The organism is Lentzea sp. JNUCC 0626 (assembly GCF_043632865.1).
Lineage (GTDB): Bacteria > Actinomycetota > Actinomycetes > Mycobacteriales > Pseudonocardiaceae > Lentzea.
The window spans coordinates 10,039,294-10,052,643 of sequence record NZ_CP171635.1; the positions used below are offsets into that span (position 1 = coordinate 10,039,294).

General features: G+C 73.1%; 2 protein-coding genes. Both read right to left on the minus strand.

Features of this window, described 5'->3' with window-relative positions:
• Positions 1-42: 42 nt before the first annotated feature.
• Complete coding sequence (locus JNUCC0626_RS47180) at positions 43-1,530, minus strand: carboxymuconolactone decarboxylase family protein (RefSeq protein WP_394617121.1); 1,488 nt, start codon at positions 1,528-1,530, stop codon at positions 43-45.
• On the minus strand, positions 1,527-13,286 hold the full coding sequence (locus tag JNUCC0626_RS47185; RefSeq protein WP_394617122.1) for an SDR family NAD(P)-dependent oxidoreductase: 11,760 nt from the start codon (positions 13,284-13,286) through the stop codon (positions 1,527-1,529). Before JNUCC0626_RS47185 ends, JNUCC0626_RS47180 begins: the two co-directional genes overlap by 4 nt.
• Between the last annotated feature and the right edge of the window lie 64 nt (positions 13,287-13,350).

Here is a 13,350-nt window from a genome sequence, read left to right on the forward strand (position 1 = left end):
CGGACGAGAACGACCGGTTCCGCTACCGCGATCGGCTCAGCCTCACCGGGGCCACCCGCTGGGCAGCCGGATCGGCCCCGCCCACGGCTCCTGCGACACGCGCCACGCGTTGATCTGGAACGAGATCTTGCGGTACTCGCCGCACAACGTGACCAGCTCGATCAGCTCCACCGGCGAGTAGTGCGCGGCCAGGTCCCGCCAGGTGGCGTCGCAGATGGTGGATTGCGCGTGCAACTCGTCCAGCGCGGTGATCAGCAGCTGCTCACGAGGCGACCACCTTCCAGCGCCGACCGGATGGGACAGGGCGTCGATCTCGGTGGCGGACAGGCCCGCGGCGGCGGCGATGGGCAGGTGGTGGTTCCACTGGTAGGCCGCGACGCAGTTCCAGGCGCCACGCAGGATCACGATCTCCCGGTCGCGCGCGGGCAGCACCCCGGTCACCACGCCTCGGGCGATCGGCACGGTCTGTTCGTAGAGGTGCGGGTGGCGCACCAGGGTCAGCAGGATGTTCGGGGTCTGCGCGCGGTGTTCGTCCCAGATCGCGCTCGCCCCCTCGGTGAGCGCCAGCCGTTCGTCGGTGACCGGGTCGCGGTCTGCGGGGGCGTACGGGCGCAGCCGCGGTGGGCGGCGCATGCCCTCGGCGATCTCGGCGGCCAGGGTGAGCGCCGAGGAGCGCGGGGTCGGGGCGCCGCCGAACTCCTGGTAAAGGTGCGCGACCGTGATCGCCAGGTGCTCCGGGCACGCCCAGTCCGCCCAGCGCCACATCGGCAGGTCGACGGCGGTTTCCTCCACCGGCATGCCGCGGTCGAAGCGGCGGCGGGTCTCGACCAGCAGGTGCTCCAGGTAGTTGCGGAAGTCGAGGATTCCGGCGACGGTGGTCACCGGGCCGCGGCCGGGCACCACGACGGCGGGGCGCATCGACGCGAGTTCCGCACACACCGCGTGCCAGCGGGCGGTGGAACCCGACCACTGCGCGGGGTGGGTGCCGGGGCAGAGCAGGTCGCCGGTGATCAGGGTTTCGTCGTCGGGCAACCACACGACGGTGTCGCCCGCGCTGTGGGCGGGGCCGAGGTCGATCAACTCGACCGGCACGGTGCCCAGCTTGACCGTCGTGCAGCTCTCGAAGGGCGTGCTGGGAGCGAAACCCGGCTCCGACAGGTCGAACCCGGCGAGCGTGCGGCGCAGATGGTTGTCCAGCAACGAGTTCGGCTCGGCGGTCACCGGGCCGGGGTCGGCGGCGATCTCGGCCGCGACGCGGGTGCTGACGTGCGCCTCGGCCCCGGCCACCGCGGCGTGCCCGCCGTGCCGGTGCACGGCGGCGTCGGTCACCACCAAGTGTCCGATGTGGACGTGCGGGAGGGCGGAACGAACGGCGTCCAGCAGTTGCTCGGTGTGCGCGCGGTCGCGGCGGGCGTTGACGAGCAACCCCTCGTCGCCGTCGTGCACGACGGCGCTGCTGCCGCGCGCCCAGCGTCCGTCGCCGTCGAGCGACACGAGGGTGTGCTTGCCGATGCGGTGCAGTGCGGTCATCGTGGGGTCCTCGCGTCGTCGGTCAGCGCGTCGAGCCGGTCCCGGATGACACCGACGGTGGCACTCAGGTGTTGCTCGACCATGGTGAAGTGGTCCCCGTCGACGTCGACGAACGCGGGAACGCCCGGCAGGTCGGTGCGCCAGTCCCCGGCGAGACCGCCGAGCGGCTCGCCCGCGCGGACCAGCACGGTGAGCAGACCTGGAGCGGGCCGCCAGTCGAGCAGCAGGCGCTCGGCCCAGGCGAATGCCGAGAGCCGGGTCCCGTCGAACCCGTCGACGACGTGCTCGCGCTCGAAGAGCCCGCGCCACAGGGCCGGGTGCAACGCCTTCTTGGCGGGACTGTCGAGCAGGTAGGTGTCGACCAGCACGACCGCCCGCACCTCCCGCCCGGCCGCGGCGAGGCGGTGCGCGACCTCGTGAGCGAGGACACCGCCGGAGGAGATCCCCAGCAGCACCAACGGTTCCGAGCCCGTCACCGCGTCGGCGAGAGCGGTGATCAGGGCGTCGCGGTCGGCAGGAAGCGGCTCGCCCTCGGCGAACCCCGGCGGGGTGAGCGAGTCGACCGCCCAGTCGTCCGGGAACGCCTCGGCCAGGCCGTAGTGGGCGTGCGGGCCGGTGATCGGCACGATCGGCGCGACGCACACCAGCCTGGGACCGCCGGAACCCGCGCGCAGCCGGTCGGCCGTCACGGTCCACTCGCCGCGGGCGAAGGTGGGCCGCAACGCCGCCACGGACAGCAGCAACGCCTCCGCGCCGTCGTGGTTTCCGGCCTCGACGGCCTGCCGGTGCAACGTCGCGACCAGGTCGGTGCGCGGCTCGGCGCCGCTGTCGACCAGGGTGAGCAGGTGCTCGGCGAGAGCCGACGGCGTCGGATGCGCGAGCACCGCCGCCGTGGGCAACGACACCCCGGTCGCGGCGACCAGCCGGGTGCGCAGGTCGATGGCGATCAACGAGTCGAACCCCAAGGCACGGAACGGAGTTGCCGCGTCGATCGACTCGGCGGTGGCGTGCCCCAACGCGGCAGCGGCTTCGGCGCGCACCAGTTCGACGAGGTGCCGCCTCCGCTCAGCCGGGCTGAGCTGCGGCAGTCGCACCTCGGCAACGGGCTCCTGTGCCTCAGCGAACGGAGAGAGCAGCGGGCTGGGCCGGGCCACGGTGAACGCGGGCAGATAGCGCTCCCAAGCCACGTCCGCGACCACCACCGCGGGATCACCCGAAGCGATAGCCCCGGCCAGACAGTCCAACGCCCGCTCGGCAGGCAGGAACCCGAGCCCACCCCGCACCAGCCGATCGTCCTCGGCACCCCCGGACCGCTGCACGTCCCACAGCCCCCACGCCACCGCAGTGGCCGCGAGCCCGCGCCCCCGCCGACTCTCGGCGAGCGCGACCAGTTCCGCGTCGGCCCCGGCGAGCACCGCGTGCCCACCCGCACCCCACACCCCGGTCGTGGACGTGAACACGACGAACGCATCCACCTCCCCGACGAGCCGATCAAGCGCGTGCGCCAGCTCGACCTTCGCGGCGACAGCCGCCTCGACACCGTCGGCAGCAACCTCCACCAACGGCCCGAGCGCGACCTCCCCGCCGACGTGGAACACCGACCGCACCGGCCGCCCCTCCTCCGACAACCGAGCGATCACGGCCTCAAGCCCACCGGCGTCCACGCCACTGACGATCTCGACGTGGTCCGCGCCGGCGTCGGCCAACCAGCGGTCGACCTCCAGGCCGAGCGCGCCGTCGCCGACCACCAACGCGGTTCCACCCGGCGACCAACGCCGGACGGGAGCAGGAGCGTGATGGAGCCGACGGGCCAGGACGCCGCGCGGCCGCACCGCGGTCTGGTCTTCGCCCGTGGCACCGGACAGCACGGCGGCGAGCAGGCCACCGACCTGGCTGTCCACGATCGGCGGGAGGTCGACTGTGCCACCCCACAACGCCGGGTGCTCCAGTGCCGCAGTCCACCCGACGCCCAGCACACGCGCCTGACGTGGGTCGCGCACCGGGTCGTCGGGGCCGGTGCCGACCGCGCCTCGGGTCAGCGCCCAGACCGGGGCACTCACGTCGAGACGCACGAGTTCCTGGATCAGAGCGATCGTCTGGTCAGCGGCGAGAGTCGAGGCGACGCCGGTGAGGTCGTCCGGGAGGTCCAACGCCTCGCCGGCTTCCAGGGTGGAGTGCCGCACCTTCGCGCCGTGGGCCAGCAGACTGGCCACCACCTCGTCGTCCGCGGGCCCGACCAGCAACCAGGTCCCGCTCAGTGCCACGTCATCGGGCGTGGGCACGGAAGTCCAGTGAGCCCGGTACCACCAATCGTCCACATCGGACCGACGCGGCGTGGCCACGGCCCAGAACCGCTCGCGCTGGAACGAATACGTGGGCAGATCGACCTTCCGCGCGCCCGGGAACACCGTTGCCCAGTCGACGTCGACGCCGTGCGCGTGGGCCTCGCCCAACGAGCGCAGGAACCGGTCCGGTCCGGCGTCGTCGCGGCGCACCGAGCCGATCGCGGTGACCTCGATCCCGGCGTCCTCGGCGATGTCGTGGATGCCCGCCGACAGCACCGGATGCGCACTCGACTCCACGAACGTCGTGTACCCGTCGGCCAGCAGCGCGGACACCGCGTCGGCGAACGCGACCGGCTGGCGCAGGTTGAGGTACCAGTAGCCGGCATCCAACGCAGCGGTGTCGACCGGACCACCGGACACCGTGGAGTAGAACGGAACCGAAGATGCGCGCGGCCGCACCCCGGCGAGCAGGTCCAGCAGTTCGCTTTCCAGTTCGGCGACGTGCGCGGAGTGCGCGGGGAAGTCGACCCCGGCCAGCCGCCAGCGCGGCACCCCGGCCTTCGACAGCCGCCGCTCCAACGCGTCCAGGTCGTCGGAGGACCCGGACACGGTGACCGTGCGCGGCCCGTTGACCGCCGCGACGTCCACCGGCCCGAGCAGCGGCCGCACCACGTCGACCGACTCCATCACCGACATCATGCCGCCGGTTCCCGACATCCGTCGCCGGATCAGCTTGCTGCGCAACGCCGAGATCCGCGCACCGTCCTCAAGGGACAGTGCTCCCGCCACGCAGGCCGCCGCGATCTCGCCTTGCGAATGTCCCACCACAGCAGCGGGTTCCACGCCGTGCGCACGCCACAGTTCCGCCATCGACACCATGACCGCCCACAGCAACGGCTGGAGGACGTCGACCCGCGTGGCAGGCGGCGCATCCTCGTCACCGCGCGCCACCGCCAGGAGTGACCAGTCCACCAACGGTGCCAACGCGGCGGCGCACTCGCTCATCCTCGCCGCGAACACCGGCGACGACGCCAGCAACTCGCGCGCCATCCCCACCCAGAACGCGTCCTGACCGGCGAAGACGAACACCGGCCCACCACGTTCGCGGGAAACGGCCCGCACCACCGAGGGATCAGCCTTCCCCTCGGCCAACGCCGCCAGCCCACGGCGCAACTCGGCCCGCTCGGTCCCGACGACGACCGCCCGGTGTTCGAACGCCGTCCGCGCCGCCGTCAACGACCACCCCAGGTCGGCAGCAGCCAACTCCGGCCGGGCATCGACGTGGGCGAGCAACGCCCCGGCCTGCTCCCGCAACGCCTCCGCCGTCCGCCCTGACACCGTCCACGCCACGGGTTCCGGTACAACTGGCTGCGGCACAACGGTTTCCGGCATGACCGGGGCCTGCTCGAGGACGGCGTGGGCGTTCGTGCCGCTGATCCCGAACGACGACACCGCGCAGCGACGCGGCGCCCCGGTCGCGGGCCACGAGCGTTCCTCGGTGAGCAGCGCGACCGTTCCCGCCGACCAGTCGACCTTCGCGGTGGGTTCGGTGGCGTGCAAGGTCCGGGGCAGGGTTCCGTGCCGCATCGCCAGCACCATCTTGATGACGCCCGCGACGCCCGCCGCGGACTGCGTGTGCCCGATGTTGGACTTCACCGACCCCAGCAGCAGCGGCCGTTCCCGCTCCCGCCCGTAGGTCGCGATCAGCGCGCCCGCCTCGATCGGGTCACCCAGCACCGTTCCGGTGCCGTGCGCCTCCACCGCGTCGACCTGCTCGGCGGCCAGGCCCGCGTCGGCCAGCGCCGCGCGGATCACCCGTTGCTGGGCTGGGCCGCTGGGCGCGGTGAGCCCGTTGGACGCGCCGTCGGAGTTCACCGCCGAACCGCGGACCACCGCCAGCACCGGATGCCCGTCGCGCACCGCGTCGGACAGGCGGGCCAGCAGGAGCACCCCGACGCCCTCGGCGAACGTCATGCCGTCGGCTTCGGCGGAGAACGCCTTGCACCGCCCGTCCGGAGCGAGCACGCGCTGCCGTCCGAAGGAGACGAACACGTCCGGGTCGGCCAGTACGGTCGCACCACCGGCCAGCGCCAGCGAACTCTCCCCGGAGCGCAGCGACCGGCACGCCAGGTGCAGTGCCACCAACGAAGACGAGCACGCCGTGTCCACGGTGAGCGCGGGTCCGTTCAGCCCGAGCGCGTAGGCGATGCGTCCGGACAGCAGACTCGGGTGGGTGCCGATGGTGCGGTACCCCTCCGCGCCGTCCTCGTTCCCGCCGTACGCCTGATGACTGGAGCCGATGTACGTTCCGACGCTGTTGCCGCGCACGGTCGCCGGGTCGATGCCCGCCCGCTCGAACGCCTCCCACGAGGTCTCCAGCAGCAACCGCTGCTGCGGGTCCATCGACAGCGCCTCCTTGGGGGAGATGCCGAAGAACGCCGCGTCGAACCCGGCGGCGTCGTCGAGGAAGCCACCGCCGGTCGTGTAGGTGGTGCCCGGCCGGTCGGGGTCGGGGTGGTGCAGCGCGGGGTTCCAGCCGCGATCGGTGGGGAACGGGCTGATCGCGTCCCCGCCCGCGGTGACCAGGTCCCACAGCTGTTCCGGAGTGCTGACGCCGCCGGGGAAGCGGCAGCTCATGCCGATGATCGCGATCGGCTCGTCGGCCGGAGCGTCGTGGTCGGCGACGATCTCCGCGTCGTCGCCCGCGAGCCGGGCGGCCAGGTGCTCGGCCAGGTCGCGCGGGCTCGGGTAGTCGTAGACGACCGAGCTGGGCAACGTCAGCCCGGTGCTCGCGGCCAGCCGGTTGCGCAGCTCCAACGCGGTGACGGACTGGAAACCCAAGTCGTGGAAGGACTTCCCGGCGGCGATCCCGTCGATCGAAGCGTGCCCGAGCACTGCGGCGGCCTCGCCACGCACGAGTTCGAGCAGCGCGGTGCGGTCGGTCACGCGCGCGGAGGCCGGTTCGGCACGGACGACGCCGCGTGCCGCAGCCAGCGCCACGGTGTCGACGCGCGCCGGGTAGGCGACGGCCGCGCCGGTGCCCAAAGCGGTGTCGAACAGGCGGAGGCCGAGGTCGGGCGACATCGGCAGCAGCCCGACCCTGGCCAGCCTGCCGACGTCGGCCGAGGCCACCATCCCGGCGTCCCACAGACCCCAGGCCAGCGACACGGCGGGCAGGCCGAGGCCGCGGCGGTGCTGCGCGAGTGCGTCGAGGAACGCGTTCGCGGCGGCGTAGTTCCCCTCGCCCGCCCCGCCGACCGTGCCCAGGAACGACGAGTACAGCACGAACGCGGACAGCTCGCGGTCCTTCGTCAGCTCGTGCAGGTGCCAGGCGGCGTCGGCCTTGGGGCGCAACACGGTGTCGAGCTTCGCCGGGGTCATCGACGAGACGACGCCGGCGTCGAGGGTTCCGGCGGTGTGCACAACTGCCGCGAGGTCAGGGATGTCGTCGATCAGTCGAGCGGCGGCGGCGCGGTCGGCGACGTCGCAGGCCACGACCCGCACGCGAGCTCCGAGGGCGGTCAGTTCGTCGGCGAGTGCGCCCGCCGACGGGGCGTCCAGGCCCCGCCTGCTGACCAGCACCAGGTCGCGGAGGCCGTGCCGGGTCACGAGGTGGCGGGCCAGCAGAGCGCCGAGCGCCCCCGTCCCACCGGTGATCAGCGTGGTACCCGACCACGTCACTGCACCTCGGGCGCGCGCCTCGACCAGGCGCAGCGCACGCGGTGCACCGTCACGCACGACGATCTCGGGTTCGCCGGTCAGCGGGGTGGGGCCGTCGGTGTCGATCAACGCGAACCGGCCTGGGTGCTCGTCCTGCGCGGCCCGCACCAGACCCCACGCCGCCGCAGCGGCGAGGTCCGTGGCGCCGTTGGTGCGGAACACCAGCTTCGAGCGCGCGGTCCTGGCGTCGTCGAGCCAGGTCTGGATTTGGGCGAGCACACGTGTGGTGACGGCCCGGACGGCCTGCAGCACCGGCAGCTCAGGCGAGTCCACCGGAACCAGCACGGCGTTCGGGAACGGACCGTCCTGCGCCAGCACGGCGTCGAAGTCGCTGACCGCCAGCTCCGGCCCGGACGGCACCGGCTGCCAGTCCTGGCGCAGCACCCTGCCGTCCACATCGGACGAATCGAACCAGTAGCGGTTGCGCTGGAACGGGTACGTGGGCAGCTCGATCCGCCTGCCGTTCGGCACGAGCGCGTCCCAACGCACGTCGACGCCGTCGGTGTGCAAGCGCGCGACCGCCGTCAGCAACGCCTCTTCCTCGCCGCGGTCCTTGCGCAGCGCGGGCACCACCAACGCCGTCGGTGCGCTGTCCTGGGTGTGTGCGGTGAGGCCGCCGTCCGGCCCGAGTTCGAGGAACCGGGTCACCCCGGCGTCTCCCATCGCGGTCACCGCGTCGGCGAACCGCACCGCCTCGCGCACCTGCCGCACCCAGTAGTCCGATGTGGACAGATCGCCGGGCTCGCCGGTGACCGTGGACACGACCGGGATGGCCGGTGGGTGGAACGTGCACCGGCCCGCCACCTCGGCGAACGCGTCGAGCATCCCGTCCATGGCGGGGGAGTGGAACGCGTGGCTGACCCGCAACCGTTGCGAACGGCCGGTGAAGCGCTCGGCGAGTGCCAGCACCTCCGCCTCGACCCCGGACACCACCACCGCGCCTGGCCCGTTCACCGCCGCGATGGCCACACCGGAAGTCAGCAGCGGGCGCACCTCGTCCTCGCTCGCCCGGATCGCCACCATCGCGCCCTGGGCGGGCAGCGCCTGCATCAGCCGGCCGCGCGCGGTGACCAGCGCACCCGCGTCCTCCAGGGACAGCACGCCGGCCACGTGCGCCGCCGCGATCTCGCCGACCGAATGCCCGACCACGACGTCGGCGCGCACGCCCCACCACTCGATCAGCCGGTACAGCGCCACCTCCACGGCGAACAGCGCGGGCTGGGCGAACTCCGTCCGATCCAGTCCCTCCCCGCTGACCACGGCGTCCCACACCGGCCTGCCCACGACGTCCAGCACCTGGTCGAGCGCTTCGGCGAAGACCGGAAAGCGGTTGCGCAGCTCCACGCCCATCCCGACGCGCTGCGCCCCCTGTCCGGCGAACACGACGCCGAGCAGTCCGTCCGCCCGTGCCACGCCCTCGATGACGCCCGGTGCCCCGTCGGCCACCGCCGCGAGCCCCGTTCGTGCGTCACCCACGACGACCGCGCGGTGCTCGAACCGGTGCCGCTTCGCCAACGACCACGCGAGATCCGCGGGTTCGACGGTCCCGACGAGCGGCAGCAACTCCCGTGCCAGGTCCCGCACGGCCGCCGCGTCCTTGCCGGAGAGCACCAACGGCGCGTCCACCAGGCTCGGCACCTCGGCAGGCAGTACCTCAGCGGGCGGAGCCTGTTCGATGATCGCGTGCGCGTTCGTGCCGCTGATCCCGAACGACGACACGCCCGCCCGTCGCGCCCGCCCGGTCTCCGGCCACGCCACCGCCTCCGTCAGCAGCGCCACCCCGCCCGCAGCCCAGTCCACCTTCGGCGTCGGCTCGCTGACGTGCACCGTCTTCGGCAGCAACCCGTGCCGCAACGCGAGCACCGTCTTGATCACGCCGACCACGCCCGCCGCGGCCTGCGCGTGCCCCAGGTTCGACTTCACCGACCCCAGCAGCAGCGGCTGCCCCTCGCGATCACGGCCGTAGGTCGCCAACAGCGCGTGAGCCTCGATCGGGTCGCCCAGCACCGTTCCGGTGCCGTGCGCCTCCACCGCGTCCACGTCGGCCGGGGACAACCCACCCGCCGCGAGCGCACGCCGGATCACCGCCTCCTGGGCGAGCCCGTTCGGCGCGGTCAGGCCGTTCGACGCGCCGTCGGAGTTCACCGCGCTGGACCGCACGACCGCCAGCACGTCCGACCCGAGTCGCCGCGCCTCCGACAGTCGTTGCAGCACCAGCACTCCGACGCCCTCGGACCACGCGGTGCCGTCGGCGTCGGCGGAGAACGAGCCGCACCGACCCGTCGGCGACAGCCCGCCCTGCCGGGCGAACTCGGCGAACAGGCTCGGCTCGGACATCACCGTCACGCCGCCGACCAACGCCGTGGCGCACTCGCCCGCCCGCAGCGCCAGCGCCGCCTGATGCAGCGCCACCAACGACGACGAGCACGCGGTGTCCACGGTCATCGTCGGTCCGCGGAACCCGAACTGGTAGGCCAACCGTCCGGAGAGGACACTCGCCGACGTCCCGGTCAGCGCGAACCCGCCGTCGTCCGCGCGCAGGCCCGGCCCGTAGTCCTGGTGCATCGCGCCGACGAACACGCCCACCTCGTCGCCGTCGACCACCGCCGGGTCGAGCCCGGCGCGTTCCATCGCCTCCCAGGAGGTCTCCAGCAGCAGTCGCTGCTGTGGGTCCATCGACCGCGCCTCCCGCGGGCTGATCCCGAAGAACCCGGCGTCGAAGTCGGCGGCGTCGTGCAGGAAACCGCCCCGTCCCGGCAGATCGCCGAGGTCCCAGCCCCGGTCGGCCGGGAACCCGGACAGCGCGTCGCCGCCGTCGAGGAGCAGCCGCCACAGGTCGTCGGGAGAGCGGACGTCGCCGGGAAGCCTGCACGCCATGCCGACGACGACCACCGGGTCGTCGTCCAGCGGCGCACTCGGCCGGGCGGTCACCTCGGGCTCGACGCCGCGCAGTTCCGCATCGAGGTGCGCGGCGAGCCGGTCGGGGGTCGGGTGGTTGAACGTGACCGTGGTGGGCAGCGCGAGTCCGGTGTCGGAGCTGAGCAGGTTGCGCAGCTCCGTCCCGGCCATCGAGTCGAAGCCCTGCTCCTTGAACGTCCGCGCCGGGTCGACCGGCCCGCCGAGCACTGCCGCGGCCTGCCCACGAACCCAGGCGGCGACGACGCGCCCGCGTTCGTGTTCGCCCAGGCCGGAAAGCTTGCGGGGCAACGCGGCCGCTGTGCCCTGAGCGGACTTCTCGCGACCGTGGAGAGTGCGTTGGAAGGCGTACGTGGGCAGGGCGACGCGGTGCGCGCCGGGGAAGGCCGGTGACCAGTCCACCGCCACGCCGTGCGCGTGCGCGGACGTCACCGACAGCAGCAGCCGTTCCAGGCCGCCCTGGTCCCGCCGCAGCGACCCGATCGCCACGCCACCGGACTCCTCGATGGAGCCTGCCAGCACCGCGTGCGGACTCATCTCCACGAACACCGCGTGCTCGTCCAGCAACCGCCGCACCACGCCGTGGAAACCGACCGGCTCGCGATTGTTGCGGTACCAGTAGTCCGCGTCCAGTTCTGCGGTTTCCAGCGCACTGCCGGTCACCGTCGAGTGGAACGGCACAGCCGAAATGGTCGGCCGGACCGGAGCGAACGCCGCCAGCAGCGGCTCGCGGGCGCGTTCCACCTGCGGCGAGTGCGATGCGTAGGCCGCACTCACCAGCCGTGCCTTGACCCCTGTCGCGGACACCGCCGCGACCAGGTCCTCCGTCGCCGCCACCTCACCGGTCACCACCACCGACGACGGCCCGTTCACCGCCGCGACCGTCACCCGTCCCTCGTAGCCGGTCAGCCACTCGGCGACCTGCTCCTCGCCCATCGCGAGGTGCGCCATGCGCCCGGAGTCGGCCAGCAGTTCCGCGGCGATCCGGCTGCGCTGCGTGATGAGCCGCGCCCCGTCGTCCAGGGACAGGGCGCCGATCGCGCACGCCGCCGCGATCTCGCCCTGCGAGTGCCCGACCACCGCCGCCGGTCGTACGCCGAACGACGACCACGCCGCCGCGAGCGACACCATCACCGCCCACAGCGCGGGTTGCAGCACCTCCACCTTGGCGAGTGCGTCCGCGTCGCCCAGCACGTCGGTCAGCGACCAGTCCACATAGGACGAGAGCGCCTGCTCGCACTCGGCCATCCGGTCCCGGAACGCCGGGCACGTGTCCAGCAGGTCCAGGCCCATCCCGACCCACTGCGAACCTTGGCCGGGGAAGACGAACACCGGCCGCGGTGACCCGGCGTCGGACCCGCGCGTCACGCCAGGCGCGGGGGTGCCGTCGACGATCGCCCGCAGGCCCGTCCGCAACGTCGCCAGGTCCGCTCCGACGACACCGGCGCGGTGCGTGAAGGCGGTCCGCGACCCGGCCAGCGAGAACCCGATGTCGGCGGGGGAGCCGTCCACCTCCAGCAGTGCCAACGCCTGCGCGCGCACCGCGGCCTCGCTCGTTCCGGACACCGTCCACGGCACCGGTCCATCCACAGAGGACTCTGGTTGCTCGGGCGCGGCCCACGAGGTCAGCACCACGTGGCAGTTCGTGCCGCCGACACCGAACGACGACACACCGGCCACCGCCGGCCCCTCAAGCTCGATCACCTCGCGCGCCACCCGCAGGTTCGTCGCGGCGAAGTCGATGTCGGGGGAGGGGCGTTCGAAGTTCAGGCTCGGCGGGACCTCCTGGTGCCGCAACGCCAGCACCGCCTTGAGCAGCCCGGCGACCCCCGCCGCACCCTCCAGGTGTCCGACGTTCGTCTTGACCGACCCGACCAGCAGCGGCCTGTCCGCGCCGCGCGCCGTTCCGAGCACCGCGCCCAGTGCCGCAGCCTCGACCGGGTCGCCCGCTTTCGTGCCGGTGCCGTGCAGTTCCACGAAGTCCACCGCGCCCGGAGCGATCCCCGCCCGTGCGTACGCCGCGCGCAGCACCGCTTCCTGCGCCCCGACGTCCGGAGAGGTCAGGGTGGCGCTCGCGCCGTCGTTGTTGACCGCGCTGCCCCGGATGACGCAGTACGGCACGTCGCCGTCGGCCAGCGCCCGTTCCAGCGGCTTGAGCACGACCACGCCGCCGCCCTCGCCTCGGACGAACCCGTTGGCACGCGCGTCGAAGGTGAAGCACCGCCCGTCCGGAGACAGGGCACCGAACCGGTCGGCGACCGTCGTTCCGTCCCGTCCCAGGTTCAGCTGCACCCCGCCGACCAGCGCGAGCTCGGACTCCCCGCGCAGCAGGGATTCCACCGCGAGGTGCACCGCCACCAGTGACGAAGACTGCCCGCTGTCCACCACCATGCTCGGGCCGCGCAACCCCAGGAAGTGCGACACGTTGTTGGCGATCAGGGCGCGGCTGGTGCCGGTCAGCGTGTGGCTGCCGATCTCGTGGCCCAGCTTCGCGTGGTCGTCGGCGATCGCGCCCACGAACACCCCGACCGCTTTCTCCCGCAGCGCAGCCGGAATCGTGCCCGCGTCCTCCAACGCCTCCCACGCCAGTTCCAGCAGGAGGCGTTGCTGCGGGTCCATCGCCTTCGCGCGGCGGGCGGGGACGGCGAAGAAGTCCGCGTCGAACCCGTCGACGTCGGCGAGGTAACCGCCCCTCGCACCCGGCCTGCCCGGCGGCGGGTCGGTGAGCGCGTCCCGGCCGCCGCGCAGCAGGTCCCACAGCGCACCGGGGCCGTCGGCGCCCGGCAGCCTGCAGGACAGTCCCACGACGGCGATCTCGATACCGGGCTGGTTCATCGACCCCTCCAGATGCGCGCGGGGTGTCGACCAGAGATCACCGCGCCTAGTCGAGCTTTGGCAG